The following is a 25,923-nucleotide window of genomic DNA, read 5'->3' on the forward strand; positions in this document are numbered from 1 at the left end:
GGGGCTGGGTCGGGCTGGCGGGACTGGGGCGGCGCGGGGCAGGCTCAGCTGACGACGACGCGCGTACCGATCTTCTCACCCTGGATCGCGCGGGTCAGACTGCCCTCGCCCTCCATGCCGAAGACCACCATCGGCATGCCGTTCTCCATGCACAGGGCGAACGCGGTGGCGTCGGCCACCTTCAGGCCCTGCTGCAGTGCCTCGGAGTAGGTGAGCGTCTCGAACTTCGTGGCCGTGGGGTCCGTGTTGGGGTCGGCCGAGTAGACGCCGTCCACGCCGTTCTTGCCCATGAGGACGACGTCGCACTTGGTCTCCAGCGCCCGCTGCGCCGCCACGGTGTCGGTGGAGAAGAAGGGCATACCCGCCCCCGCTCCGAAGATCACGACCCGACCCTTCTCCATGTGCCGGATCGCTCGGCGCGGGATGTAGGGCTCGGCCACCTGGCCCATCGTGATGGCGGTCTGAACTCGGGTCTCGATGCCTTCCTTCTCCAGGAAGTCCTGGAGCGCCAGGCAGTTCATGACGATGCCGAGCATCCCCATGTAGTCGGCGCGCGCGCGGTCCATGCCGCGCTGCTGCAGCTCGGCGCCGCGGAAGAAGTTGCCACCGCCGATCACCATCGCCACCTGCACGCCCGAGCGCACGGCGACGGCGATCTGGCGCGCGACCTCGCGCACGACGTCCGGGTCCAGGCCGATGCGACCGCCGCCGAACGCCTCGCCCGACAGCTTCAGCAGCACTCGCTTGTACACGAACGGGTCGGCCCCGGTGCGTACCTCGAGATCCGGTGCGGTCTGGCTCACGGTGCTCTCCACTCGCTGCTCCCCTGTCTGACTCGCTGGGCGCGTCGGTGCCGGCCCCCTGCACGACGCACCCACGCCGGGGCAGAGCGTCCCATGCAGTCTGCCCTACCGAGGGGTAGCAGAGCCAACGCCGGACGGGTGAGACGGGTGAGCACGACGGCGCCCCGCCCACCGAGAGGTGAGCGGGGCGCCGTCGTGCAGGGCCGGGGGTCGACGTCAGGCGTCGGCGCCAACCCGGAACCGCGCGAACGCGACCGGCTTCACGCCGGCCTCGCTGAGCACGGCGCCCACGGTCTTCTTGCTGTCCTTGGCGTACGGCTGGTCGACGAGGACGTTCTCCTTGAAGAAGCCCTGCAGACGGCCCTCGACGATCTTCGGCAGCGCCGCCTCGGGCTTGCCCTCGTTGCGGGCCGTCTCGTCGGCGATCCGGCGCTCGGTCTCGACGACCTCGGCCGGCACGTCGTCGCGCGAGACGTACTTCGGCTGCATGGCGGCGATGTGCATGGCGACGTCACGGGCGACGTCCGCAGCACCGTCGGTGGCCAGGATCACACCGACCTGCGGGGGCAGGTCGGGGCTGGTGCGGTGCAGGTACGACGCGACGGCCGCACCCTCCACGCGCGCCACGCGACGCACCTCGATCTTCTCGCCGATGGCCGCGTTGGCCTCGTCGAGCACCTCACGCACGCTCTGCCCCTCGATGGAGGAGTCGAGCAGCGCCTCGGCGTCCGTGGCGTTGATCGCCACGGCCTGGTCGAGGACGCGCTGGGCGACGGCCTGGAACTTGTCGCCCTTGGCGACGAAGTCGGTCTCGCAGTTGACCTCGACCAGCGTGCCGACGCCACCGTCGACGTGGATGGCCACCAGGCCGTTGCTGGCGTTGCGGCCCTCGCGCTTGGCGACGCCCTTCTGGCCCTTGACCCGCAGGATCTCGGTGGCCTTGGCGCGGTCGCCGTCGGCCTCGTCCAGGGCCTTCTTGACGTCGAGCATGCCGGCGCCGGTCTGCTCGCGCAGCGCCTTGATGTCAGCGGCGGTGTAGTTCGCCATTCGGGTGGTACTCCCTCTCGCAGGTGCTGGGGTGTGGGCTGGTCCGGACGGCTCAGGCCTGGGTCTCGTCGGCCGGCGCGGCCTCGGCGGCGGGCGCCTCGGTGGCCTCGGTCGACTCCACGGCGTCAGCGGTCTCGGTGGCAGCCTCGGTGGCAGCCTCGGTGGCAGCCGGAGCCTCGGTGGCAGCCGGAGCCTCGGTGGCAGCCGGAGCCTCGGTNCTGCTGGCCCTCGAGCAGCTCGCGCTCCCACTCGGCCAGCGGCTCGTTCGCGGCGACCTGGTCACCCTCGGCGGCGCCAGCCTCGGAGCCGCGCGAACGCTGCATCAGGCCGTCGGCGACGGCGTCGGCCACGACGCGGGTCAGCAGGGTGACCGAGCGGATGGCGTCGTCGTTGCCCGGGATCTTGTAGTCGACCTCGTCGGGGTCGCAGTTGGTGTCGAGGATGGCGACGATCGGGATGTTCAGCTTCTTGGCCTCGTCGACCGCCAGGTGCTCCTTCTTGGTGTCGACGATCCACACCGCGCTCGGCACCTTGGCCATGTCGCGGATACCGCCGAGGGTGCGCTCGAGCTTGTCCTTCTCGCGGCGCAGGACGAGCAGCTCCTTCTTCGTCATGCCGCTCGCGGCGACGTCGTCGAAGTCGATGACCTCGAGCTCCTTGAGGCGCTGCAGACGCTTGTGCACGGTCTGGAAGTTGGTGAGCATGCCGCCCAGCCAGCGCTGGTTGACGTAGGGCATGCCGACGCGGGTGGCCTGCTCGGCCACGGGCTCCTGCGCCTGCTTCTTGGTGCCGACGAACAGGATCGTGCCGCCGTGGGCGACGGTCTCCTTGACGAACTCGTACGCGTTGTCGATGTACGTCAGCGACTGCTGCAGGTCGATGATGTAGATGCCGTTGCGCTCGGTGAAGATGAAGCGCTTCATCTTGGGGTTCCAGCGTCGGGTCTGGTGCCCGAAGTGCACGCCGCTCTCGAGGAGCTGGCGCATCGTGACGACGGCCATGCCGGTAGTCCTTGTCGCTCGGTTGTCTCGTGGTCGGCCGGTTGGCCGCCACGCCTGGCGACCGCGACGCACTGAGCCGGGCTTGCCCGGACCGGGTGTGCGCCCCGGCACGAGGTGCCGGTCTGCGGACGCGCGAATTCGACCGGCCTGAGACCGGTCGTGCCGACAGTCTACGCCAGCGCCGTGGGTGCTGGTGACGCCACCGGCCCGGCATCGCGCAGGCTGCGCACGGAGGGCAGCGCAGCAGTCATCACCGCCCACGAGACGCCGATCAGCGACGCCCCCACCATGGTGGGGGCCACCCCCCACAGCTCGGACGCCGGGCCGACCAGGGCGAACCCCACGGGCATGCCGACCGTGGAGCCGAAGTAGTCGAACGAGCTCACCCGGCTGAGCGCCGTGCGCGGTACCTGCCGGGCCAGCGTGGTGTCCCAGATCACGAACAGGACGCTGACGCTGGCACCCGACACGGCGATGAGCACCGCGATCGCGGCCACGGGCAGCGCGACGCCGACGAAGACCGGCTGCAGCGAGCCACCGACGAGCAGCAGCGCACACCACACGATGGGACGACGCGGCCGCACCCGCAGCGCGACGACGGCCGACAGCACCGCCCCGATCCCGAAGGACGCCGACACGACCGCCCAGGTCGCGGCTCCGGAGTAGCGACGCTCGGCGGTCACGGGGCCGAGCACGAGCACGGCGGGCAGCACCACGGCGTGGTAGACGGTGAAGCCACCCACCATCGCCGCCAGCCACGGGCGCGACGCCACCTCACGCAAGCCGCCCGCGAGCTCGGCGACGAACGTCGTGCGCGCGGCCGGTTCCGCGGCGACCGAGCCCAGGCGCCACAGGAAGGCGGCGCTGACCACGAACGTCACCGCGTCGGCGGCGATGGCCGCACCCGGTGAGGTGGTGGCCACGATGGCGCCCGCCACCAGCGGGCCGACGATCATGGCGGCGTTCTGGCTCAGCCCCACGAGCGCGTTGGCCTGGGTGAGCCGAGCGCCTGACACGACCTGGGGCACCATGCCCGTGGCCGCCGGCTCGAAGAACGCCTGGGCGGCGCCCGCCGCGGCCGCGAGCACCGCGAGGTGCCACACGCGCGCCGTCCCGGTGAGCAGCAGCACCGCCAGCAGGCCCTGCACGACCGCGCGCACGGCGTCCGTGGTGAGCATGACGACGCGCCGGTCGAGCCGGTCGGCCCACACGCCCCCGACGAGCAGCAGCACCGCGAGGGGCACCGTGCCCGCGGCCACGACGACGCCCAGGTCGGTGGCCGAGCCGGTCAGCCGCAGCACCGCGAACGCGAGCGCCACCGGTGTCATGCGGTCGCCGAGGTGGCTCACCGCCTGCCCGGCGAAGTACCGACGGAACACCGGCTCGCCGAGGGGGCCGAAGCGCTCGCTGGTCTTGCTCACGGTCGTAGTGTCGCCGCATGGACGTCCCTGCGCGCCACCCCTTTCTCGTCGAGCGCATGCGCGGCTTCGGCACGACGATCTTCGCCGAGATGACCGCACTCGCCCAGCGCACCGGTGCGATCAACCTCGGCCAGGGCTTTCCCGACACCGACGGCCCCCCACAGGTGCTCGAGGCGGCGGTGCGGGCCATCCGCGAGGGCCGCAACCAGTACCCGCCGGGGCCGGGCGTGCCCGAGCTGCGCGAGGCGATCGCCGCTCACCAGCAGCGCTTCTACGGCCTGGACGTCGACCCGGACTCCGAGGTGCTCGTGACCGCTGGCGCGACAGAGGCCATCGCCACGACGCTGCTCGCGCTGATCGAGCCCGGTGACGAGGTGGTGATGTTCGAGCCGTACTACGACTCCTACGCCGCGGCGGTGGCGCTGGCCGGGGGCGTGCGGCGCACCGTGGTGCTGCGCGCGCCCGACTTCGCCGTCGACGAGGCGGCGCTGCGGGCCGCCTTCAGTGACCGCACGCGCGTGGTGCTGCTCAACTCACCGCACAACCCGACGGGCAAGGTCTTCACGCCGCAGGAGCTCGACCTCGTCGGCTCGCTGGCGCGCGAGCACGGAGCGCTCGTGGTGAGCGACGAGGTCTACGAGCACCTGCTCTTCAGCGACGGGCCGACCGGCGGCCGGCACGTGCCGGTGGCGAGCCGGCCGGGGCTCGCCGACCGCACGCTGACCATCTCGTCGGCGGGCAAGACCTTCTCCGTGACCGGCTGGAAGGTGGGCTGGGTGCACGGGCCGCGCGAGCTCGTGGACGCCGTCCGCGCCGTGAAGCAGTTCGTGACCTTCGTGGCGTCGGGGCCGTTCCAGCCCGCGGTGGCCGAGGGGCTGGCGCTGCCCGACGAGGTGTTCGCGGACCTCGCCGGCCGCCTGCAGCGCGGACGTGACCTGCTCTGCGAGGGACTGCGGGCGGCCGGGCTCGAGCCGTTCGTGCCGGCCGGGACGTACTTCGTGCTCGTGGACGGCGCGGCGCTCGGCTACGACGACGGGCTGGCGCTGTGCCGCGAGCTGCCCCGGCTGGCGGGCGTCGTCGGTGTGCCGGTGCGGGTGTTTCACGACGACCCCGAGGCCGGGCGCTCGCTCGTGCGGTTCGCGTTCTGCAAGCGGCCGGAGGTGCTGCAGGCGGCGGCCGAGCGGCTCGCGGGGTTGGCTCGCCTGGGCTGAGTCCGGGTGGCGGGCGCGCCGGTCGTCCACAGGCGCGAAGTGAGAGCCGTTGTCCACAGCCGGCTGCGACGGTGCTGCGGCTGCTGGCGGCGATCGCGCAGGCTGACGGCATGGTTCGAGTGATGCTCCTCGCCGCTGTCGCGGCGCTCAGCCCGGTGACGAGCGGACTTCCCCTGGCTGCTCCCTCCCCGGTGGCTGCGCCCGCGCAGCAGTGGCGGTGGCCGCTCGCACCACGCCCCGCGGTGGTCCGGCCGTTCCGCGCTCCCCCCACGCCGTGGAGCGCCGGCCACCGCGGGGTCGATCTCGCCGCGGCCGCGGGCTCGCCCGTGCGATCCGCCGGCGGCGGGCGGGTGAGCTTCTCCGGCGTGGTGGCCGGGCGCGGGGTCGTCGTGGTGACCCACCCAAGCGGCCTGCGGACCAGCTACGAGCCCGTCGCTCGACGGGTGCGCGCGGGCACGCTCGTGGACGCGGGCGACGTCCTGGGCGTCCTCGGCGCGGCACCGAGTCACTGCGCGCCGACCACGTGCCTGCACTGGGGGCTGCGCCGCGGTGTGGTCTACCTCGACCCGCTCACGCTGGTCGACCGCGGGCCGCCGGTGCTCCTACCGCTCGGGTGAGCGGCGCGGCGGGTCGACTGGGGTGGGTCAGCCGGCGGTGACTTCGGCGATCTTGCCGCGCAGCTGCAGCACCGCTTTGGTGTGCATCTGGCAGATGCGGGACTCGGTGACGCCGAGCACCTGGCCGATCTCGGCGAGCGTCAGGCCCTCGTAGTAGTAGAGGGTGACGACGATCTTCTCGCGCTCAGGCAGCTGGTTGATCGCTCGCGCGAGCAGGTACTTCGTCTCTTCGCCCTCGAACGCCAGCACGGGGTCCTCGGCGCCCTTGTCCTCGAGGGTGTCACCGAGGGTGAGCGAGTCGCCCTTCTCGCCGCCGACGCTGAGCAGCTCGTCGAGCGCCACGACGTTGACGTACGAGACCTGGCTGAAGATCTGATGCAGGTCGCCGACCTTGATGCTCATGTGCTCGGCGACCTCGGCCTCGGTGGGCGTGCGGTGCAGCCGGCCCTCGAGTTCGGCGTAGGCGCGCTCGACCTCGCGGGCCTTGTAGCGCACCGAGCGCGGGATCCAGTCGATGGCGCGCAGCTCGTCGATGATGGCGCCGCGCACGCGGGAGATGGCGTACGTCTCGAACTTGATCGAGCGCTCGATGTCGAACTTCTCGATGGCGTCGATCAGCCCGAAGATGCCGTACGACACCAGGTCGGCCTGCTCGATGTTCGGCGGCAGGCCGACGCCGACGCGTCCGGCGACGTACTTCACCAGCGGGGAGTAGTGCAGGATCAGCTTCTCGCGCACGGCCGGGTCGCCGTCGGCCTTGTACACGCGCCACAGCTCGGCGATCGCGGCCGCGTTCGCCGCGACCGGGTCGTCGTCGAGGTCGTCGTCGAGGTCGTCGTCGGCCTCGTCGGTCGCGTCGGCCTCGTCATCGACTTTGGGCGCGTCGTCGGTCGCGTCGTCATCGTCGGTGACGTCGGCCTCGGCGGCTGCACCGCTGCGCTGGGCGTTCATCCGCTCCCCCTGCCTGCGTGGTCGGCCGCCGTCCGAGCTGGCGTCCGCGTCGGTATCGGTGTCGGTGGCCGCAGTCACCGACACCTCGCCCTCAGGCTCGCGGGTGCGCCTGCTCATAGGTGGCCTTCAGCCTCTCGACGGAAACGTGTGTATAGATCTGAGTCGTGGCGAGCGTAGCGTGACCGAGAAGCTCCTGGACCGCTCTGAGGTCAGCTCCTCCTTCGAGCAGATGCGTGGCGGCGGAGTGACGCAGGCCGTGGGGGCCGAGGTCGTCGGCGTCGGGCACGTGCCGCAGCAGTGCGTGCACGGCCTCGCGGATCTGCCGCTGGTCGGCGCGGCGTCCGCGCCGACCCAGCAGCAGCGCGGGCCCGGTGTCGGGGCGCACCAGCTGCGGCCGGCCGACCGCGAGCCACTCCCGCACCGCGGTCGCCGCTGGTAGCCCGAACGGCACCACGCGCTGCTTGTCGCCCTTGCCGACCACCGTCACCACTCGGCGGTCGAGGTCGACGTCGTCGACGTCGAGTCCGACGAGCTCGCCGACGCGGATCCCGCTGCCGTACAACAGCTCCAGCGCCGCACGGTCACGCAGGTGCAGCGGATCTCCGTCGTCGGCCCGAACCTGCGCCACCTGCAGCAGGTCGGCGGCTTCCTGCCGCGCCAGGACGCCGGGGAGCGTGCGGTCACGTCGCGGAGCCGCCAGCCGCAGCGCGGGATCGCGAGCTAGCCGGCCGCTGCGGGTGGCCCAGGCGCAGAACGTGCGGGCCGCAGCCGCGCGGCGGGCGATGGTGGAGCGGGAGCGGCCCGATGCGGTCAGCGAGGCCAGCCACGACCGCAGCAACGGCAACGTGATCGCGTCGAGACTCGAGCCGCCACGCTCGACGACGAAGTCGAGCAGCGCGTGCACGTCACCGACGTAGGCGCGCTCGGTGTGCGGCGACCGACCCCGTTCGCTGCGCAGGTAGCGAGCGAACTGCGCCACGACGTCCTCGAACTCGACCAGGGGGTCGGCCGGCTGCGCGACGGCGACGCCGTCACTCGACGTGGTGCTCACGCGCCTACGCTACGCAGCCTCGCCCGCTGCGCACCCCGGACGCGCCGCGAGCGTGCCGACGTCCGTCGTGCCCTCAGGCCAGCCAGGGGTAGGGGCCGCGCAGGATCGCGACCACGCGGTCGGTCACGGCCTCCGCGTGCGGGGGCCGCACCGTGATGGGCTGAACCAGGCCCCTCGTGAGGTGCAGGTGCAGCGACTGCAGCGTCGCGAACGTGTTGAACGCCCAGACCGGGATCGGCCCGGGCGCTGCGTCCGCGAACGCCATTTCGACCACGTCGAGCCACGCCTTGGCCTCGCGCTCCGTCACCTCCTCCGGGCTGAGCACCTCCACCAGGGCGCGAGCGAGCCGGGCGTCCTCGAGCTGCACGTAGCGCGCTGTGGTGTCGCGGTTGAGGATGCGCCGGGCGCAGGCGTCAAGGAGCTCGTCGCGACGGTGGGGCAGATGGGGTGCGAACGCGGCTGTCGTGTCGGCCCTGCGGGTGCGTCAGCCGCTGCGCCGCGTCATCGCCCAGCCGCACCAGGACGTCGTCGAGCAGTCCCTCGCGGGCCCAGCGACCGAGCGCGGTGAAGCCGATGTCGTCGCGCAGCCTGGGGTCCGGCGAGCCGAGGAGCTGCCCGAGCTCCGCAACGACGTCCACGAGATTCCGGTCGCTCGGCATCACCCAGTCGGCGTCGGCCAGTCGCGTCCAGTCCGAGAGGTCGTCCACGCGGCTCACCCTCCCACGGGCGCGCGCACGACCGCCGCCGCTCGCTTCTCGTCGTCCGCCTTGCGCGAGCGCGGCCGACGGTGCAGGCGCCAGCCGTGGCCGTGCCGCTCGGCGAGGCCGAGCAGCGCGAGGCGGCCGAGCGCGGCCTGCACGGTGCCGCCGTCGAGGCCGGCCGTGCAGGCGAGCCGGTCGATGGGGCGACCCGTGCGTACCGGGAGCGCCTCGAGCACGCGCCGGGTCACGTCGTCGAGGGCGTCGTTCTCGGACTCAGTGACCGCAGACGGCGCGACGGCGTCGGCACCGATCCGGCCCACGAGATCGACCACCTCTGCGGCGTCGGTCACGAGCACGGCTCGACCGTCGCGCACCAGCTCGTGGCACCCGGCCGAAGCGGCCGAGGTCACCGGCCCTGGCACCGCACCCACCGGCCGGCCCAGCGCCGCCGCGGTGCGCGCGGTGTTGAGGGCGCCGCTGCGCAGTGCCGCCTCGACCACCACCGTCCCCGACGAGACCGCGGCGATCAGCCGGTTGCGCTGCAGGAACCGCGAACGCGTGGGAGCCGAACCCGGTGGCACCTCGCTCACCACGGCACCGTCGTCGACCAGCGCGTTCATCAACGCGTGGTGCCCCTGCGGGTAGGCGCGGTCGACCCCGCCGGCGAGGACGGCGACCGACCGGCCGCTCGTCAGCGACGCCCGGTGTGCGGCGCCGTCCACGCCGTACGCCAGGCCGCTCACGACGACGAAGCCGCGATCGGCCACGCCGCAGGCGATCTCACCGGTGACGTGCTCGCCGTACGCCGTCGAGGCTCGCGCGCCCACGATGGCCACGGAACGCTCCCCCAGGTCGCGCAGGTCGACCGGGCCGCGCACCCACAGACAGGTCGGTGGCGCCGCCAGGGCTTCGAGCCCTTGCGGCCACTCGTCGCAGCCGGGGTGCAGCAACCGGCCGCCGCATCGACGCAGCGTCTCGAGGTCGCGGAGCGGGTCGAGGTCGGCCAACCGCGGTACGTACCGGTCGAGCCAGTCGACGTCGCGCGACACCAGCGCACGCAGGGCCTCGCGCGGGCCGACGCGCTCGATGAGCGCCGCGACGCGCACGTCGCCGGGCTCGGCGAGCCGGCTCCACGCGGCACGGGCCAGCACGACGTCGTCCCGGTCGAAGGTGAGCCCGCGGTGTCGGGTGGTGATCATGCCGCCGCCTGGTGGCGCAGCGAGAAGGCGCGGTCGACGTCGTCTCGACCCGGCCGGTCGCGGCCGTCGAGATCGGCGAGGGTCCACGCCGTCCGCAGCACCCGGTCGTACCCGCGCACCGTCAAGGTGCCGCGGTCGACTCCGCGGTCGACCGACGCCGTGGCAGCTGCCGGCAGCCGCCACGGTTGCCGACGCAGCTCGTGCCCGGGCGCGTGCGCGTTGAGGCTCCACCGCTCCTCGCGCCAGCGCTCGCGCTGCGCCGCCCTGGCCGCCGCGACCCGCGCCGCCACGACGGCGCTGCTCTCCTCGTCGCCCACCGTCGCGAGCGCCGCGCGGGTCACGGGCAGCACCTCGACCTGCAGGTCGACGCGATCGAGCAGCGGCCCGGACAGCCGGTGCAGGTAGCGCCGGCGAGCCATGGGAGTGCACGTGCACTCCGTGCCCTTGCCGGACGACTGACCGCACGGGCACGGGTTGGCGGCGAGCACGAGCTGGAACCGCGCTGGGTACCGCGCTTGGCCCGCCGCCCGGTGGATCACCAGCTCACCGCACTCGAGCGGCTGGCGCAGCGCGTCGAGAACGCGCCGCTCGAACTCGGGCGCTTCATCAAGAAAGAGGATTCCGTGGTGGGCGCGCGACGCCGCGCCCGGCCGCGGGATGCCAGATCCCCCGCCGACGACGGCGGGAGCGGACGCCGTGTGGTGCGGGTCGACGAACGGCGGCCGGGTGATGAGGCCGGCCCCCGCCGCCAGCGAGCCAGCCAAGGAGTGGACGGCGGTCACCTCCAGGGCCGCTGCCGGTGTGAGGTCCGGCAGGATGCTCGGCAGCCGCGCGGCGAGCATGGTCTTGCCTGCGCCGGGCGGCCCGAGCAGGAACAGGTGGTGGCCACCGGCCGCTGCCACCTCGAGCGCCCTGCGGGCGTCGCCCTGGCCCACGACGTCGGCGAGGTCGAGAGCGGCCCGCTGGTCGGCCTCGGGCTCGTACCGCGTCGGGTCGCAGGACTCCTCGACCTGCTCCCCGCGGTAACGCGCCACCAGACCACCCACTGAGTCGGCGCCCAGCACCTGCACCCCAGGCACCAGCTCGGCCTCGCGCACGTTCGCCGTCGGCACCACGACCCGCTCCACGCCCGTCTGGGCGGCGGCCAGCACCGCCGGCAGCACCCCGCGCACGGGCCGGACGCGGCCGTCCAGGCCGAGCTCGCCGAGGTGGAGCACGTCGCGCGCCACCGCCTCAGGCACCGCCTCGCCGGCCACGAGCACTGCGACCGCGATCGCCAGGTCGAACGACGTCCCGGCCTTGGGGATGGAGGCGGGCGAGAGGTTCACGGTGATGCGATGAGGCGGGATGGCGACGCCGGAGTTGGCGCACGCGGCGCGCACCCGGTCACGGGCCTCACCCAGCGAGGCGTCGGGTAGACCGGTGATCGTGAACGCCGGTAAGCCGCTCGAGACGTCGGCTTCGACGTCCACCACGTGCCCCTGGATGCCGATGAGGGCCACGCATCGCGTGCGTCCGAGCGCCATCTAGGCCACCGCCCGCAGGTGCTCGACGGTGGCGGGGCCGCTCGGTGGTCGCATCACGGCGACGACGTCGATCCGCACCTGGGGTGGGTGCAACCCGGTCTCCTGCAGCCAGCGGGCGGCCAACCGTCGCAGGCGCGCTGCCTTCCGGCTGGTCACGGCTTCCGCGGGGTGACCGAACGCCCCCGACCGGCGGGTCTTCACCTCGCAGACCACCAGGCAGTCGCCGTCGCGCGCCACGATGTCGATCTCGCCCAGCTCGCACCGCCAGTTGCGGTGCAGCAGCTGGTAGCCCAGCTCGACCAGGTGCCGCGCGGCGACGTCCTCGCCGTAGCGACCCACTGCGTCCTTCGCAGCCATCCGACCACCTCCGGCCTCCACCCTGGAGCGGGGGTGGTGGCCGGCGAAAGGCCGCCGCCGCGGGCTGTGGACAACTCAGCGTCGGCCCTGACCTGTGGACGACGAACCGTGAGTGGGCACGTCTACTGCACTCGCCGATGGCGACTGGGGCACCCCACCGCCATAGGTTGGCGACAGGGTGCCCCCGCGCCCAACAACGGTGAGGCGGCTAGGTGGTGGGGACGGGTGCGGGGCAGGGTGCCGCCTCGTCGAGCGGCACGGCGGCGGGACGGCGGCGGTTGACCAGCAGCGAGCCGGCGATGACGAGGCCGAACCCGGCGACGGTCCAGACCGTGATCGACTCCCCGAGGACGACGGCGCCGGCCACCACCGCGACGGCCGGGTTGACGTAGGTGATCGTGGTGGCGCGCACCGGGCCGATCTCGGCGACCAGCCCGACGAGCAGCAGGAAGGCCGCGGCCGTGCTGACCAGTGCGAGCAGCACCACGGCCGTCACGACGCGGCCCGACGGCAGCGCCGTCGGCAGGCCCGGCGCGGCGAAGGGCAGGTACCCCAGCGCCGCGGCGGTGAGCGACAGCGCCACCACGCCCGGCCCGGGCAGGTCGGAGAACCAGCGCGACAGCAACGCCGCGCCGAGCGCGTAGCAGACCACGACCACGGCCATCTCGGCGATCGCCGACCACTGGCTGCCCTCGACGTCGACGCCGACGAGCAGCGCGACCCCCACGACGCCCAGGCCCAGGCCCGCCGCCCCCGTGCGACCGAGCGCCTCGTGCCGGCCCGTGAGCATCGCGACACCCACGCCGACGAGCGGCACCGCCGCCACCAGCAGGCCCGCCAGCGAGCTCGACAGGTGCTGCTCGGCGCGGGTGAGCAGCAGCCAGGGCACCGTGATCTCGACGGCGGTGAAGACGAGCAGCTTCGGCCAGCGGGCCAGCACGGGGCGCACCCAGCCGCGGGCGAACGCGACCGGCAGCAGCAGCAGCGCCCCCAGCGCGGTGCGGACGAAGACGAGCGTCAGCGGGCTGAGCTCCTCGACGGCGATCTTGATCAGCAGGTACGGGATGCCCCAGGCGATGGAGAGCCCGGCGAACAGCAGGGCGGCGCGGCGACTCATGCGGCAATTCTCGGCGCCAACGACGATTCAGTCCATCTACTATTCGTTCATGTCAACGTTGAGTCGCGACTTCACGATCGACCTGCGCCGGCTCCGCGTGCTGCGCATGCTCGACCAGCACGGCACCGTCTCGGCAGCCGCGACCGCGCTGCACCTCACGCCGTCGGCGGTGTCGCAGCAGATCGCGGGGCTGGCCCGCGACACCGGCGTCCAGCTGCTCGAGAAGCGCGGGCGCGGCGTCCGCCTCACCGCGCGCGCCCGCCGGCTGCTCGAGCACGCCGCGGTCATCGAGCAGCAGCTGCAGGTGGCCCGCGCCGACCTCGCCTCGTGGGACGCCGGGGACGCCGGTCACGTCGGCATCGCGTCGCTCTCGACCGGGATCACCGCGATCGTCGCTCCGGCCCTGAAGTCGTTGCGCTGCAGCCATCCCGGCCTGTCGGTGACGGTCAGCGAGTCGGAGCCGCCGCAGCTGTTCACCGACCTCGACCTCGGAGACGTGGACGTCGCCGTCACGGTGCACCACACCCCCGGCCCGCCGGTCACCGACGCTCGCTACCACCGCGTCGACCTGCTGGTCGACCCGCTCGACGCCGTGCTGCCCGCCGACCACCCGGCCGCCCACCCGGACGGCGTCCGGCTCACCGAGCTCGCCGACCAGCCGTGGGTCTCGGGCTACCCGGGGGGTTCGTGCTCACGGCTCACTGAGGCGGTGTGCGCCAACGCCGGCTTCACGCCCGATGTGCGCCACCACGTCGGTGACTGGGTGGCGCTCGGCGCGCTGGTGGCCTCCGGCGCGGGCGTCGCGTTGGTGCCTCGCGTCGCCCAGCCGCTCCCGATGCCCGGCCTCGCGGTCGTGCCCGTGCTGGGCACGCCCGCGGCCCGGCACTTCTACGCCGCCGTGCGCGCGGGCGCCGAGGCCGACCCGGCGGTCGCGCTCGTGCTCGAGCGCCTCACGCAGGTCGCGGCCGAGTGGACCGCCGCGGCTCAGCAGCCGACGAGCCTGGCCGCGAGGTAGCTCTCGACCTGGTCGAGCGCCACCCGCTCCTGGCTCATCGTGTCGCGCTCGCGCACCGTGACGGCCTGGTCGTCGAGGGTGTCGAAGTCGACGGTGAGGCAGTACGGCGTACCCACTTCGTCCTGGCGGCGGTAGCGGCGGCCGATCGCCCCTGCGTCGTCGAAGTCGACGTGCCAGTGGCGGCGCAGGGCGGCGGCGAGGTCGCGCGCCTTCGGCGACAGGTCGGCGTGACGCGACAGCGGGAGCACGGCGACCTTCACGGGCGCGAGCCGCGGGTCGAGCCGCAGCACCACGCGCTTGTCGACGCCGCCCTTGGCGTTGGGCGCCTCGTCCTCGGTGTAGGCGTCGAGCAGGAACGCCATCATCGACCGGCCCACACCCGCGGCCGGCTCGATGACGTAGGGCGTCCAGCGCTCGTTCTTGCCCTGGTCGAAGTACGACAGGTCGACGCCGGAGTGCTTGCTGTGCGTCGTCAGGTCGAAGTCGGTGCGGTTGGCGATGCCCTCGAGCTCGCCCCACTGCGAGCCGGTGAAGTTGAAGCGGTACTCGATGTCGACGGTGCGGTCGGAGTAGTGCGAGAGCTTCTCGCGCGGGTGCTCGTAGTGCCGCAGGTTCTCGGGCGCGATGCCGAGGTCGACGTACCACTGGGTCCGCAGGTCGATCCACGTCTGGTGCCACTGCGCCGCGGTGCTCGGCTCGACGAAGTACTCCATCTCCATCTGCTCGAACTCGCGGGTGCGGAAGATGAAGTTGCCGGGCGTGATCTCGTTGCGGAAGCTCTTGCCCATCTGGGCGATGCCGAACGGCGGCTTCTTGCGCGCCGACGTCATGACGTTGAGGAAGTTGACGAAGATGCCCTGGGCGGTCTCGGGCCGCAGGTAGTGCAGGCCGGATTCGTCGTCGACGGCGCCGAGGTAGGTCTTCAGCAGTCCGCTGAAGGCGCGCGGCTCGGTCCAGGCGCCGCGCGTGCCGCAGTTCGGGCAGGCGACGTCCTTGAGGTCGACCGAGCCGGGGTCGTCGAGGCCCTTCTTCTCGGCGACGGCCTCCTGCAGGTGGTCGGCCCGAAAGCGCCGGTGGCAGCTCTGGCACTCCGTCAGCGGGTCGGTGAACGTCTCGACGTGACCGGACGCCACCCAGGTCTGCGTCGGCAGGATCACCGAGGAGTCCAGGCCGACGACGTCGTCGCGGCTGGTCACCATCGCCCGCCACCACTGGCGCTTGATGTTCTCCTTCAGCTCCACGCCGAGGGGTCCGTAGTCCCACGCCGACCGCGTACCGCCGTAGATCTCGCCCGACGGGAAGACCAGGCCGCGCCGCTTGGCGAGGCTGACGACGGTGTCGATGCGGGAGTCGGGCTTGGCGGCCACGGGCGAATCACTCCATCTGACGCGGGGGCGGCGCCACCCACCTGGGCGGCGGAGGCGAGCAGCCAGGCTACCGGTCGCCGGGGCGGCCGAGCGACGCGGATCCGGCAGCCGGGTCGCGGTCGCTCTCGTGGTCGAGCAGGTCGGTCGACGACCCGTCGGGCGCCTCGACCAGGGCCTCGTAGGCGGTCACCTCGTCGACCGCGAAGTACATCACCGGCACCGCGCGCAGCTTGACGTCGTAGGCCGACAGCGCCCGCCGGTAGGCGCCCGTGCTCTCCCACTCGGTCTGCNTCGACCGGCCGAGGTGGCCGCGCCGGCAGCCCGGCCGGGCTCGCAGGGCGTCGAGCGCCTCGCGGCCGCGCTCGCGGAACGAGGAGGCCTGCGCCTCGGGCACGACGTAGCGAGTGACGACGACGAGGGGCATGCCTGCGAGGATGTCATGGTGCCCAGTCCCACGCCGTCTCCCCGCCCCACCGAGTCCACGGGCCTGCGCGCCGCGATCGAGGCGGCCAGCCACCCGCTGCTCGTGCGGCTCGCCGCGCTCCCGCGGGCCGTGCCGTTCGTCGCGCTGCTGGCACTGCTGGTGGTCGGGGTCTTCGTCGGCGGCGTGGTCGGGGTCGTGTGCACCGCGCTGGTGGCGCTGTTCGTGGCGTGGCTGATGTACCTCAGCTGGCCGCGGCTCACCGGCGTCGAGCGTCTGGGCCGGGCCGCCGTCCTGCTCATCGCGGTCGCGCTGGTGCTCGTGGAGGCCTTCCCCCCTCGCTGACGGTTTTGACAATCATTCTCAACTAGGCGCATGATCGGGGCCATGCGTCCCCTCCGTCGTCTCCTGAGCGCCTTCGCGCTCGCGACGGCGGTCGTGGCCGGGGCCGCCGCGTGCGGGGGGCCGGTGCACCCGGCGTCCGACGGGCGACTGCACGTGCGCGCCGCGTTCTACCCCCTGCAGTTCGTGGCGGCCCGCATCGGCGGTGACGCCGTCACCGTCACGAACCTCACCCGCCCCGGCGGTGAGCCCCACGACCTCGAGCTCACCCCCCGCGACGTCGCGGGCCTGGAGGACGCCGACCTCGTGGTCTACCTCAAGGGGTTCCAGCCCGCCGTCGACGACGCCCTGGCCGTGGCCAAGCCACGGCGGGTGTTCGACGCCTCGACGGCGGCGTCACTGAACCTCACCTACAGCCCGGTCGCCGAGCCGGGGAGCCGCCACGAGTCCAGCCGGCCCGACCCGCACTTCTGGCTCGACCCGCTGCGGCTGCGCGACGTCGCCAGCGCACTCGAGCCGGTCATGGCCCGCGCCGACCCCGCGCACGCGGCGTTGTTCTCGCAGAACCTGCAGCGCCTCACCGCAGACCTCGAGGCGCTCGACGGCGAGCTCGCCACGGGGCTCGCGCACTGCCTGAGCACCGACCTGGTCACGAGCCACAACGCCTTCGGCTACCTCGCTGAGCGCTACGGCCTGCACCAGGTGGGCATCAGCGGACTCGACCCCGCGGCCGAGCCCGACCCGCGCCGCATCGCCGACGTCGCCCGGTACGTCCGGGAGCACCACGTCCGCACGATCTACTTCGAGACCCTCGTGAGCCCGGCGGTCGCCCGCACGGTCGCGTCCGAGACCGGCGCGCGCACCGCCGTCCTGGACCCGCTCGAGGGGCTCACCGACGCCTCGGCCGGCACCGACTACCTGTCGGTGATGCGCGCCAACCTCGCCCAGCTGAAGGAGGGCCAGCCGTGCCCGTGACCCCACCTGCCGCCGTCGTCCGCATGCGCGACGTCACCATCGGGTACGGCGACGAGCCCGTCGTCCGGCACGCCGACCTCACCGTGACCGACGGCGAGGTCGTGGCCGTGCTGGGAGCCAACGGCTCGGGCAAGACCACCCTCGTGCGCGGCATGCTCGGCCTCGCCGACGTGCTCTCGGGGGACGTCGAGCTGTGCGGGCGCCGTCTGCGCAGTCGACGCGACCGCGCCCGCGTCGGGTACGTCCCGCAGCGGCACACCGTCGGTGGTGCCGTGCCGTCGACCGTGCGCGAGGTGGTGTCGTCGGGGCGGCTGGCGCGGCTCGGGCCCCTCGGCCGGCTCCGCGCCGCCGACCGCGCGTGCGTGCAGACGGCGATCGACACCGTGCAGCTGGGGCCGTTCGCCGACGTCGACGTGGCCCAGCTGTCCGGTGGCCAGCAGCGGCGCGTGCTCATCGCCCGGGCCCTGGCGGCCGAGCCGGAGGTGCTCGTCATGGACGAGCCCACCGCCGGCGTCGACCGAGCCAGCCAGCAGGCCCTGGCCGACACCATCCGCCGGCTCGCCGAGCGGGGCGTGCCGATGATCGTGGTCACCCACGAGGCCGGCCCACTGGCCGACGTCTTCACCCGCGCGGTGGTCGTGGCCGATGGGCGGATCGTGGCCGACGGGCCGATCGCCGGGCTGCCGGCCGGGCTGGACGTCGACGGCCACCACCACGACGACGAGCCCGACGAGCCCGGCCGGGCCGTCACCTCGTGGCTCGAGCAGCCGATGGGCGGTGCGTGATGGCGGTGCTCGAGCTGCTGCAGTACGACTTCATGCGACGCGCGCTCCTGGCCGCGCTGCTGGTGGGCCTGGCGGCGCCCGTCGTCGGCGTGTTCCTGGTGCAGCGGCGCCTCGCGCTCATCGGTGACGGCATGGGGCACGTCGCGCTCGCCGGTGTCGCCGTCGGGGTGCTCACCGGCTACTCCCCCGTCTGGACGGCGCTCATCGCCGCGGTGCTCGCCGCCGTCGCCATCGAGCTGATCCGGGCTCGAGGCCGCACGAGCGGTGACATCGCGCTGGCCGTGCTCTTCTACGGCGGCATCGCCGGGGGCGTCGTGCTCATCTCGCAGTCGTCGGCGGCCACCCCGGCCAACCTCACGGCCTACCTGTTCGGTGCCATCACGACCACCAGCTCGGCCGACGTCGTCACCTTCGCGGTGCTCGCGGGCGCGGTGCTGCTCGTGACCCTCACGCTCGCACCGCGGCTGTTCGCCGTCGCGAACGACCCCGAGTACGCACGGGCCGTCGGCCTCCCGGTGCTGGGACTCAACCTGGTGCTGGCAGTGCTCACCGCGGTGACCGTCGTGGTGTCGATGCGCGTGGTCGGCCTGCTGCTGATCAGCGCGCTCATGATCCTGCCCAACGCGATCGCGCAGCAGTTCGCGCACAGCTTCCGCACCAGCCTGTCGCTGGCGGTGGTGGTAGGCGTGGTGGTGAGCCTCGCCGGCGTCAGCACGAGCTTCTACGCCGGGACGCCTTCGGGCGGCACCATCGTCGTGATCGCGGTGGCCGTCTTCGTGCTGGCGGCAGTGGTCTCGGGGCTGCGTGACCGGTTGACCCGGCGCAGGCACCGCACCGCCGCCAACGCCACGAGCCCGCAGGTCGGGGCATGAGCCCGGTGCAGCGGCCCCGCGCGACCAAGCAGCGCGAGGCGGTGGCGGCCTTCCTGGCCGAGGCCGAGACGTTCGTGAGCGCGCAGCAGATCTACGCCGGCCTGCGCGCGTCGGGAAGCAGCATCGGCCTGGCCACGGTCTACCGCACGCTGCAGGGACTGGCGGCCGATGGCGCCGTGGACGTCCTGCGCGGCGCCGACGGCGAGGTGGTCTACCGGCGCTGCACGTCGGGCCAGCACCACCACCACCTGGTGTGCCGCGAGTGCGGGCGCACGGTGGAGGTCGAGGGCCCGGCGGTCGAGCGGTGGGCCGAGTCGGTCGCCGCCCAGCACGGGTTCGCCGACGTCAGCCACACCCTCGAGGTCTTCGGCACCTGCAGCGATCACTGAGTGGCGTCGACGGCGCCGCCGTAGCGCCGCTCGCGCTGGGCGTAGGTCTCGATGGCGCGCCACAGGTGTCGTCGGTCGACGTCCGGCCACAGGACGTCGTCGAACACCATCTCGGCGTAGGCCGACTGCCACAGCAGGAAGTTCGAGGTGCGCTGCTCGCCCGACGAGCGCCAGAACAGGTCGACGTCGGGCATGTCGGGCTCGTCGAGGTAGCGCGCGAGGAGCCGCTCGTCGACGCGGTCAGGAGCGACGCGGCCGGCGGCCACGTCGTGGGCCAGAGCCCTTGCGGCGTCGGCGATCTCAGCGCGCCCGCCGTAGTTGACGCACATCGTCAACGTCAGCACGCGGTTGTCGCGCGTCAGCTGCTCGGCGGCCTCCAGCTCGCGGATCACGCTGCGCCACAAGCGAGGTCGCCGGCCGGCCCAGCGCACCCGCACCCCCCAGGCGTGCATCTCGTCGCGGCGGCGACGGATCACGTCGCGGTTGAAGCCCATGAGGTACCGCACCTCCTCGGGCGATCGGCGCCAGTTCTCCGTCGAGAACGCGTACGCCGACAGGTGCGTCACCCCGATCTCGATCGCACCCGCGACGACGTCGAGCAGCGACGCCTCCCCCCGCGCGTGGCCCTCGGTGCGCGGCAGGCCCCGCGCGTTCGCCCACCGGCCGTTGCCGTCCATCACCACCGCGACGTGGCGCGGCACGAGATCCGGCGGCACCTGCGGCGCTCGCGCGCCCGACGGGTGCGGCGGCGGTGCCACGGGCGCGACGGCGGCCGCCGGCTCTGCCCGGCCCGAGCGGCGGGCCCTCACGAGCGCTCCACCAGCCGCATGGCCCGCACGCCACGCTCCAGGTGCCACTGCAGGTACGCCGTCACCAGTCCGCTGCCCTCTCGCCGGTGCCGCAGCTCGCTCGCGTCGGCGGCGTCCCAGTCTCCCGCGAGGAGCGCGGCGAGCAGGTCGAGGGTCGCCGGCGCCGGCGCGACCGCCCCGCCGGGGCGGCAGGCCGGGCACACCACACCGCCCGCGGCGACCGCGAACGCCCGGTGCGGGCCCGGTGCCCCGCATCGCGAGCAGTCGACGAAGCTCGGGGCCCACCCCGCGACCGACAGGGCACGCAGCAGGTAGGCGTCGAGCACGAGCGAGGGGTCGTGCTCCCCCGCCGCCAAGGTGCGCAGTCCGCCGACCAGCAGGAGGAACTGCTGCACCGCCGGCTCACGCTCCTCGGTGAGCCGGTCGGCGGTCTCGAGCATCGCCGTCCCGGCGGTGTAGCGGGGGTAGTCGGCCACCAACCGCTCGCCGTACGGGGCCAGCGTCTCGGCCTGCGTGACGGTGTCGAGGTTGCGGCCCTCGTAGAGCTGGACGTCGGTCATCATGAACGGCTCCAGCCGCGCACCGAAGCGGCTGCGCGTGCGCCGCACGCCCTTGGCCACCGCCCGCACCTTTCCGTGCTCGCGCGTGAGCAGGGTGACGATGCGGTCGGCCTCACCCAGCTTGTGGGTGCGCAGGACGACGGCCTCGTCGCGGTACAGGCTCACCCGTCGATTGTCCTACGCCGGACGCTCCGCCGCCGTGAGGAGGTCGTGACGGCGTGGTCGGGGTTCGTCAGTAGACCGTGACGCGGTTGCGGCCCGACTCCTTGGCCTCGTAGAGCGCGGCGTCGGCGTCCTTCAGCACCTTGTCGGCCGAGGCGTCGGAGGCGGCCACGCCCACCGAGACGCTCACCCCCAGCCCGGGCTGGGTGTCCTCCCAGGGCTCGCGGGCCACCGCCGAGCGCACGCGCTCGGCCACGGCGGCCGCCTCCTGCGCTGACGTCGCTGGCAGCAGGACGACGAACTCGTCGCCACCGAAGCGCACGACCACGTCGTGGGCCCGGCACTGCGCGCGCAGGATGTCGGCGATGCGCCGCAGCACCTCGTCACCCACGGCGTGCGAGTACCGGTCGTTGACCTGCTTGAACAGGTCGACGTCGACGAACAGCGCAGCGCCGCCGAGCGACTCGGCGATCCCGGCGTCGAGCATGCGGCGGTTGCCCAGGCCCGTGAGCGGGTCGATGAGCGCGTCCTGGCCGAGCTGCGACGCCTCTGCGGCCAGCGCCCGCAAGCTGATCCGGTCGCGCAGCGCGAAGAACCGGCTCTCGCGCTCGACCCACAACCGGTGGGACGCCACCCGGCGCGCCCGCTCGTAGTACTCGCGCGCCGGGTGGTCGCCGTGCTCGGCGACCTCGGTGAGGGCGAGGGCAGAAAGCGCCGCGAGCTCCCACACGATGCGGTCGGTGAGCTGGGCGCCGTCGAGCACCTCGGCGAGCTCGACGCGTGCTTCGTCGAAGCGCTCGTGCTCGCGCAGGCCGACCGCGAGGGCGAGCCGACCGATCTGCACCTCGGGCAGCTCAGGGCGCAGCTCGAACAGGTCCATCGCGTGCCGCAACCGGCTGACCGCCAGCTCGGTCTGCCCGAGCCGCAGCTGGGCCCAGGCCTCCACCAGCTGGGCGCGCGCGTTCATCGGGACGTCGTCGTCGGTGAGCCGCATCATGTGCAGCGCGAGCTCGGCGCTGCGCACGTGGTGGGCGCGGCCCTCGCGATCGCGGCCGTCGAGCTCGAGGGCAGCACCCCAGGTGGCGTGGAGCACCGAGTACTCCTGCAGCACCAGCACGCGGGCGATGCGCGTCGCCGCGTCGTCCCCGCGCACGGCGGGCGAGGTCTCGCAGAGCCGAAACAGCGCCTCGGCGGGCGTGAACAGCTGCGCGTGCCCGAGCACCACCGCGACCGCCATGGTCGCGCTGAGGTCGTTGTACCGCTGCGGCGGCGTGCGCTCCACCAACGCGTACGCCTCGGCGAGGGCGTCGACGGCCTGCGAGGCGTGACCGAGGCGCAGGCTCGCGTCACCGAGCAGCGAGAGCGCCTTCGCGCGCCAGGCCAGGTCGTCGGCGTCGATCACCGCGAGCAGCTCGTGGGCGTGGGCGATGGACTCCTCCCAGCGCCGCTGCTCGATCAGCGCGACACCACACGTGTAGTGCAGGTACCGCAGCGTCTTCAGGTCGCCGGCACCGGCCGCCACCGGCATGGCCTCGCGCGCCGCCACCACGGCGCGGCCCGAGAAACCGTCGAGATAGAGCTCGTGCGCCCAGTCCGACAGCAGGTCGAGTGGCCCGAAGGCACCGGCGACCGCGATCACGCCACTCGCTCGCTCCACGCCGTCCCCGTTCACCCCGAGCACCTCTGGCGCTGCCGATTCTGCACGAGTGGGTGACGCTGTGCGGTGCATCCGGGCAACTAGGGCCGCGTGGGTGATGGCTCAGCGTCGCGGTCTGCCCGGTTGATGGCGGAGACGACCGCTTTGAGCGACGCCGTGACGATGTTGGGGTCGATGCCCACTCCCCAGAGCACGCGTCCGTCGACGGCGCACTCGACGTACGCGGCCGCCGTCGCGTCGCCGCCCGCGCTCATCGCGTGCTCGTGGTAGTCGAGCACCCGCACGTCGACCCCGCGCTCCGCGAGCGCCTCGGTGAACGCCGCGATCGGCCCGTTGCCCTGTCCCTCGACGTGCACGACGTCGGCGGGGTCGGTGGCGTCGGCGAGCTCGACGCTCAGCTGGTCCAGGCCCTGCGCCGACGTCGACAGCCGGCTGCCCTGCAGCGCGAACCGGCCCCACGGGCGGCTGGGGTTCGGCAGGTACTCGTCGGTGAAGGCCGACCACAGCTCGGCCGCCGAGACCTCGCCGCCCTCGTCGTCGGTGTGCCGCTGGACGACGGCGCTGAACTCGATCTGCAGCCGGCGCGGCAGGTCGAGGTGGTGCTCGGACTTCATGAGGTAGGCCACGCCGCCCTTGCCGGACTGGCTGTTGACCCGGATGACGGCCTCGTAGGTGCGGCCGACGTCGCGTGGGTCGATCGGCAGGTACGGCACCTGCCAGACCAGCTCGTCGACGTCCTTGCCCTCCTCGGCGGCGGCCTTGTCCATCGCCTCGAGGCCCTTCTTGATGGCGTCCTGGTGCGAGCCGCTGAATGCGGTGTAGACCAGGTCGCCGCCGTAGGGGTGGCGCTCGGGCACGGGCAGCTGGTTGCAGTACTCGACCGTGCGGCGGATCTCGTCGATGTCGCTGAAGTCGATCTGCGGGTCGATGCCCTGGCTGAACAGGTTGAGCCCCAACGTGACCAGGCAGACGTTGCCGGTGCGCTCGCCGTTGCCGAACAGGCAGCCCTCGATGCGGTCGGCACCCGCGAGGTAGCCCAGCTCGGCCGCCGCGACGCCGGTGCCGCGGTCGTTGTGCGGGTGCAGGCTCAGCACGATCGAGTCGCGGCGGGGCAGGTGGCGGTTCATCCACTCGATGGAGTCGGCGTAGACGTTCGGCGTGGCCATCTCGACGGTGGCCGGCAGGTTGATGATGAGCGGGCGGTCGGGCGTCGGGTCGATGACCTCGATGACCTTGCTGCACACCTCGACGGCGTACTCGAGCTCGGTGCCGGTGTAGGACTCGGGCGAGTACTCGTAGTGGATCTGGGTGTCGGGCGTGATCATCTCGGCGTACTTCTTCGCCAGCGTTGCGCCCTGGGTGGCGATGTCGGTGATGCCGTCGCGGTCGAGGCCGAACACCACACGGCGCTGCAGCGTCGACGTCGAGTTGTAGAAGTGGACGATCGCCTGCTTGGCGCCCACCAGCGACTCGAAGGTGCGCTCGATGAGGTGCTCGCGGCACTGGGTCAGCACCTGGATCATCACGTCGTCCGGGATGTGCTCACCCTCGATGAGCTCGCGGACGAAGTCGAAGTCGGTCTGGCTCGCGCTCGGGAAGCCGACCTCGATCTCCTTGTAGCCCATGCGCACGAGCAGCTGGAACATCGCGAGCTTGCGGGCGGGGCTCATGGGGTCGATGAGGGCCTGGTTGCCGTCGCGCAGGTCGACGGCGCACCACCGGGGCGCGCGGTCGATGGTGCGCTCGGGCCAGGTGCGGTCGGGCAGGTCGACGCTGAACGTCTCGCCGTACGGGCGGTACTTGTGCACCGGCATCGGGGACGGCTGCTGGGGGGTGGTGTTCCAGAAGGTGGTGCGGGCGGTGGTGTCGGTCATCGAAGGTGCCTTCGTGGTCAGGAGAGGAGACCGGCACGTCGAGATCCCGCGGCGAGGGGCCGGTCGGTCAGCGTGCCCCGCCGCGGCGACGAAGGAGAAGGGACGTCGTCCGCACGGGCTCGACTGTACGCCTCGGGGCGCAGAGGCGTCCAAGTGGCGGTCTGGCGTCCCATATGACGGACCCGGCCCGCGGCGGCCCGGCCATACGGCTTGTGGATAGTCACTGCCACACAGATGCTCGCAACGGTAGAGTCGAACACGTGTTCGAGACCCCACCCACCTCCTCCGCCGCCGCGCTCGCTGAGCGGGTGCGCGAGCTCGGTGGCGCGCTGTGGGCTTTCGACGGCGAGGCGGACGGCGGCGCCGACCTCGTCGAGCTCATCACCGAGCTCGAGCGCCTGAAGGGCCAGGCCGAGGGGGCGCAGGTGGCCGCCGCCGTCGCGCTCGACGCGGATCAGCGCGCCCAGCAGGCGGCTGCAGGTGTCCCGGCCGAGCGGCGGGGGCAGGGCGTCGGTCTGCAGGTGGCGCTCGCGCGACGCGAGTCCCACCACCGGGGTACCCGCCACCTCGGCCTCGCGCGAGCGTTGACCGCCGAGCTGCCGCAGACGCTGAAGGCGTTGCGCGCTGGGCGGATCAGCGAGTGGCGGGCCACCCTCGTCGCCCGTGAGACGGCCTGCCTCACCCGCGAGGCGCGCGAGCAGGTCGACCGCACGATCAGCGACGCGGTGCTCGAGCAGTCCGGTGAGCGTGAGCTGGTCGCAGAGCTGCGCCGGCTGTCCTACCGGCTGGAGCCGGAGTCCGTCGTCGCACGGCGTCGGCGCGCCGAGAGCGAGCGGTCGGTGTCGCTGCGGCCGGCCCCCGACACGATGACCTACCTGACGGCCTTGCTGCCCGTCGCCGACGGCGTGGCGGCGCTCGCGGCGCTGACCTCGGCCGCCGCGACGCTGCGCTCGGAGGGCGACGCCCGCTCGCGCGGGCAGGTGATGGCCGACCTGCTCGTCACGCGGCTGCTCGGTCAGGACGACGGCGCGCGTCCCCAGGTGCCGGTGACCGTCAACGTCGTGATGTCCGACCAGGCGCTGCTCGGCGGCGTGGACGACGCCGCCGAGGTCGACGGCTTCGGCCCGGTGCCCGGCGAGCTCGCCCGCGCGCTGGTGACGGCCGCGCCCGAGGAGCAGGTGGCGATCCGCCGGCTGTACGCCCGGCCTGCCGATGGCGCGCTGGTGGCGATGGAGTCGCGCAGCCGCTCCTTCCCCTCCGCACTGGCCCGCTTCATCCGGCTCCGCGACCGCATCTGCCGCACCCCGTGGTGCAACGCCCCCGTCAGGCACGCCGACCACGTGATCGAGGTGCACCGCGGTGGCCGGACGATCGTGATCAACGGCCAGGGCTTGTGCGAGGCCTGCAACTACGCCAAGCAGGCGCTCGGCTGGCGACAGCGCCCGGGCAACGGCCCACCCGGCCGGCACACTGTCGACATCGTCACCCCGACCGGCACGAGATACCGGTCGACGTCGCCACCAGCGCCGACTCCGGCGGTGCACTCACGCCTCGAGCTCGCACTCGAGCGGTACCTCCACGCGGCCTGACTCAGTTGTTCTCGTCCTCGGCAGTCATGCCGCGCACCTCGCGGCTACTTGTTTCATTGACGGCAGGACCGGTGCCTGCGCAGGCTCGGTTCAGGTGCCCGGGT

25 protein-coding genes and 1 pseudogene are annotated in these 25,923 nt (G+C 73.0%); 9 read left to right on the forward strand and 17 right to left on the reverse strand.

What is annotated here, in order from left to right; translation table 11 throughout:
• Positions 1-44: 44 nt before the first annotated feature.
• The 4 genes and pseudogenes from pyrH to ASD06_RS13305 all read right to left on the reverse strand — a co-directional run bounded on the left by pyrH (position 45) and on the right by ASD06_RS13305 (position 4,272).
• Complete coding sequence (gene pyrH, locus ASD06_RS13290) at positions 45-803, reverse strand: UMP kinase (RefSeq protein WP_056678602.1); 759 nt, start codon at positions 801-803, stop codon at positions 45-47.
• 216 nt (positions 804-1,019) lie between these two features.
• Positions 1,020-1,850, reverse strand: coding sequence for a translation elongation factor Ts (gene tsf / locus ASD06_RS13295; RefSeq protein ID WP_056678438.1), 831 nt, complete (start codon positions 1,848-1,850; stop codon positions 1,020-1,022).
• A gap of 218 nt (positions 1,851-2,068) precedes the next feature.
• A pseudogene (rpsB, locus tag ASD06_RS13300) lies at positions 2,069-2,851 on the reverse strand (30S ribosomal protein S2); the annotation flags it as partial.
• A gap of 170 nt (positions 2,852-3,021) precedes the next feature.
• Positions 3,022-4,272 carry an MFS transporter gene (locus tag ASD06_RS13305; protein ID WP_162248080.1) on the reverse strand — a complete coding sequence of 417 codons (1,251 nt, stop codon included), beginning with the start codon at positions 4,270-4,272 and terminating at the stop codon, positions 3,022-3,024.
• A 17-nt stretch (positions 4,273-4,289) separates the two neighbouring features.
• Here ASD06_RS13305 and ASD06_RS13310 point away from each other — a divergent pair, with 17 nt between their 5' ends.
• A complete protein-coding gene (locus ASD06_RS13310) occupies positions 4,290-5,483 on the forward strand; it encodes a pyridoxal phosphate-dependent aminotransferase (protein WP_056678444.1) in 1,194 nt (397 codons plus the stop codon).
• A gap of 71 nt (positions 5,484-5,554) precedes the next feature.
• Positions 5,555-6,100 carry a M23 family metallopeptidase gene (locus ASD06_RS13315; protein WP_056678447.1) on the forward strand — a complete coding sequence of 182 codons (546 nt, stop codon included), beginning with the start codon at positions 5,555-5,557 and terminating at the stop codon, positions 6,098-6,100.
• Positions 6,101-6,127: 27 nt separating this feature from the next.
• Here the strand turns inward: ASD06_RS13315 and whiG are convergent, their stop codons facing one another.
• From whiG to ASD06_RS13355, 8 genes are all read right to left on the reverse strand, one after another.
• Positions 6,128-7,168: an RNA polymerase sigma factor WhiG gene (gene whiG, locus ASD06_RS13320; RefSeq protein ID WP_235502339.1), complete on the reverse strand. Its 1,041-nt coding sequence runs from the start codon at positions 7,166-7,168 to the stop codon at positions 6,128-6,130.
• Positions 7,143-8,051 carry a tyrosine recombinase XerC gene (locus ASD06_RS13325; protein ID WP_056678611.1) on the reverse strand — a complete coding sequence of 303 codons (909 nt, stop codon included), beginning with the start codon at positions 8,049-8,051 and terminating at the stop codon, positions 7,143-7,145. Before ASD06_RS13325 ends, whiG begins: the two co-directional genes overlap by 26 nt.
• Before the next feature lie 124 nt (positions 8,052-8,175).
• Positions 8,176-8,469 carry a hypothetical protein gene (locus tag ASD06_RS13330; protein WP_056678450.1) on the reverse strand — a complete coding sequence of 98 codons (294 nt, stop codon included), beginning with the start codon at positions 8,467-8,469 and terminating at the stop codon, positions 8,176-8,178.
• A 46-nt stretch (positions 8,470-8,515) separates the two neighbouring features.
• Positions 8,516-8,809 (reverse strand): hypothetical protein, encoded by a 294-nt coding sequence (locus tag ASD06_RS13335; protein WP_157371711.1) that lies wholly within the window; start codon positions 8,807-8,809, stop codon positions 8,516-8,518.
• Positions 8,810-8,814: 5 nt separating this feature from the next.
• Entirely contained in the window at positions 8,815-10,002 is a 1,188-nt protein-coding gene (dprA, locus tag ASD06_RS13340; RefSeq protein WP_056678456.1) for a DNA-processing protein DprA, read from the reverse strand.
• Positions 9,999-11,528, reverse strand: coding sequence for a YifB family Mg chelatase-like AAA ATPase (locus ASD06_RS13345; protein ID WP_056678458.1), 1,530 nt, complete (start codon positions 11,526-11,528; stop codon positions 9,999-10,001). Before ASD06_RS13345 ends, dprA begins: the two co-directional genes overlap by 4 nt.
• A complete protein-coding gene (locus ASD06_RS13350; protein ID WP_056678461.1) occupies positions 11,529-11,885 on the reverse strand; it encodes a YraN family protein in 357 nt (118 codons plus the stop codon). It lies immediately after the preceding gene.
• A gap of 208 nt (positions 11,886-12,093) precedes the next feature.
• On the reverse strand, positions 12,094-13,002 hold the full coding sequence (locus tag ASD06_RS13355) for a DMT family transporter (protein ID WP_056678464.1): 909 nt from the start codon (positions 13,000-13,002) through the stop codon (positions 12,094-12,096).
• Between the two features lie 49 nt (positions 13,003-13,051).
• On the opposite strand from ASD06_RS13355, the gene ASD06_RS13360 reads away from it, so the two are divergent.
• Entirely contained in the window at positions 13,052-14,017 is a 966-nt protein-coding gene (locus tag ASD06_RS13360; protein WP_056678468.1) for a LysR family transcriptional regulator, read from the forward strand.
• Here ASD06_RS13360 and ASD06_RS13365 read toward each other — a convergent pair.
• On the reverse strand, positions 13,987-15,384 hold the full coding sequence (locus tag ASD06_RS13365; RefSeq protein ID WP_056678473.1) for a glycine--tRNA ligase: 1,398 nt from the start codon (positions 15,382-15,384) through the stop codon (positions 13,987-13,989). The genes ASD06_RS13360 and ASD06_RS13365 overlap by 31 nt on opposite strands.
• Before the next feature lie 442 nt (positions 15,385-15,826).
• Here ASD06_RS13365 and ASD06_RS13375 point away from each other — a divergent pair, with 442 nt between their 5' ends.
• The 5 genes from ASD06_RS13375 to ASD06_RS13395 are packed head-to-tail and all read left to right on the forward strand — an operon-like array spanning position 15,827 to position 19,168.
• Positions 15,827-16,150, forward strand: a complete 324-nt coding sequence (locus ASD06_RS13375) for a DUF6703 family protein (protein ID WP_200942172.1) — start codon at positions 15,827-15,829, stop codon at positions 16,148-16,150.
• Positions 16,151-16,192: 42 nt separating this feature from the next.
• The gene (locus ASD06_RS13380) at positions 16,193-17,122 is read left to right on the forward strand and encodes a metal ABC transporter substrate-binding protein (RefSeq protein WP_056678614.1); all 930 of its coding nucleotides are present in this window, start codon (positions 16,193-16,195) and stop codon (positions 17,120-17,122) included.
• Between the two features lie 23 nt (positions 17,123-17,145).
• Positions 17,146-17,907: a metal ABC transporter ATP-binding protein gene (locus ASD06_RS13385; RefSeq protein ID WP_056678617.1), complete on the forward strand. Its 762-nt coding sequence runs from the start codon at positions 17,146-17,148 to the stop codon at positions 17,905-17,907.
• Positions 17,907-18,779 (forward strand): metal ABC transporter permease, encoded by an 873-nt coding sequence (locus ASD06_RS13390; RefSeq protein WP_200942174.1) that lies wholly within the window; start codon positions 17,907-17,909, stop codon positions 18,777-18,779. Before ASD06_RS13385 ends, ASD06_RS13390 begins: the two co-directional genes overlap by 1 nt.
• Positions 18,776-19,168 (forward strand): Fur family transcriptional regulator, encoded by a 393-nt coding sequence (locus ASD06_RS13395; RefSeq protein WP_056678480.1) that lies wholly within the window; start codon positions 18,776-18,778, stop codon positions 19,166-19,168. The genes ASD06_RS13390 and ASD06_RS13395 overlap by 4 nt, the downstream gene beginning before the upstream one ends.
• On the opposite strand, the gene ASD06_RS13400 is transcribed toward ASD06_RS13395, so the two are convergent.
• The 4 genes from ASD06_RS13400 to leuA all read right to left on the reverse strand — a co-directional run bounded on the left by ASD06_RS13400 (position 19,162) and on the right by leuA (position 24,251).
• Positions 19,162-19,977: an isoprenyl transferase gene (locus tag ASD06_RS13400; RefSeq protein WP_056678482.1), complete on the reverse strand. Its 816-nt coding sequence runs from the start codon at positions 19,975-19,977 to the stop codon at positions 19,162-19,164. The two genes, ASD06_RS13395 and ASD06_RS13400, sit on opposite strands and share 7 nt — an antisense overlap.
• Positions 19,974-20,702, reverse strand: a complete 729-nt coding sequence (gene recO, locus ASD06_RS13405) for a DNA repair protein RecO (RefSeq protein ID WP_056678485.1) — start codon at positions 20,700-20,702, stop codon at positions 19,974-19,976. The genes ASD06_RS13400 and recO overlap by 4 nt, the downstream gene beginning before the upstream one ends.
• Before the next feature lie 67 nt (positions 20,703-20,769).
• Entirely contained in the window at positions 20,770-22,356 is a 1,587-nt protein-coding gene (locus tag ASD06_RS13410) for a tetratricopeptide repeat-containing diguanylate cyclase (protein ID WP_162248081.1), read from the reverse strand.
• Between the two features lie 80 nt (positions 22,357-22,436).
• Positions 22,437-24,251 carry a 2-isopropylmalate synthase gene (gene leuA, locus ASD06_RS13415; protein ID WP_082538043.1) on the reverse strand — a complete coding sequence of 605 codons (1,815 nt, stop codon included), beginning with the start codon at positions 24,249-24,251 and terminating at the stop codon, positions 22,437-22,439.
• 308 nt (positions 24,252-24,559) lie between these two features.
• On the opposite strand from leuA, the gene ASD06_RS13420 reads away from it, so the two are divergent.
• Positions 24,560-25,819 (forward strand): DUF222 domain-containing protein, encoded by a 1,260-nt coding sequence (locus ASD06_RS13420; RefSeq protein WP_369853751.1) that lies wholly within the window; start codon positions 24,560-24,562, stop codon positions 25,817-25,819.
• The last annotated feature ends 104 nt before the right edge of the window (positions 25,820-25,923 follow it).

The organism is Angustibacter sp. Root456, assembly GCF_001426435.1.
GTDB lineage: Bacteria > Actinomycetota > Actinomycetes > Actinomycetales > Angustibacteraceae > Angustibacter.

Excerpts from the sequence above, each read along its gene's own strand:
- tsf (WP_056678438.1), bottom strand. The coding sequence starts at position 1,850 with ATGGCGAACTACACCGCCGCTGACATCAAGGCGCTGCGCGAGCAGACC.
- ASD06_RS13310 (WP_056678444.1), top strand. The coding sequence starts at position 4,290 with ATGGACGTCCCTGCGCGCCACCCCTTTCTCGTCGAGCGCATGCGCGGC.
- whiG (WP_235502339.1), bottom strand. The coding sequence starts at position 7,168 with ATGAGCAGGCGCACCCGCGAGCCTGAGGGCGAGGTGTCGGTGACTGCG.
- dprA (WP_056678456.1), bottom strand. The coding sequence starts at position 10,002 with ATGATCACCACCCGACACCGCGGGCTCACCTTCGACCGGGACGACGTC.
- ASD06_RS13345 (WP_056678458.1), bottom strand. The coding sequence starts at position 11,528 with ATGGCGCTCGGACGCACGCGATGCGTGGCCCTCATCGGCATCCAGGGG.
- ASD06_RS13350 (WP_056678461.1), bottom strand. The coding sequence starts at position 11,885 with ATGGCTGCGAAGGACGCAGTGGGTCGCTACGGCGAGGACGTCGCCGCG.
- ASD06_RS13355 (WP_056678464.1), bottom strand. The coding sequence starts at position 13,002 with ATGAGTCGCCGCGCCGCCCTGCTGTTCGCCGGGCTCTCCATCGCCTGG.
- ASD06_RS13360 (WP_056678468.1), top strand. The coding sequence starts at position 13,052 with ATGTCAACGTTGAGTCGCGACTTCACGATCGACCTGCGCCGGCTCCGC.
- ASD06_RS13380 (WP_056678614.1), top strand. The coding sequence starts at position 16,193 with ATGCGTCCCCTCCGTCGTCTCCTGAGCGCCTTCGCGCTCGCGACGGCG.
- ASD06_RS13385 (WP_056678617.1), top strand. The coding sequence starts at position 17,146 with ATGCGCGACGTCACCATCGGGTACGGCGACGAGCCCGTCGTCCGGCAC.
- ASD06_RS13390 (WP_200942174.1), top strand. The coding sequence starts at position 17,907 with ATGGCGGTGCTCGAGCTGCTGCAGTACGACTTCATGCGACGCGCGCTC.
- ASD06_RS13395 (WP_056678480.1), top strand. The coding sequence starts at position 18,776 with ATGAGCCCGGTGCAGCGGCCCCGCGCGACCAAGCAGCGCGAGGCGGTG.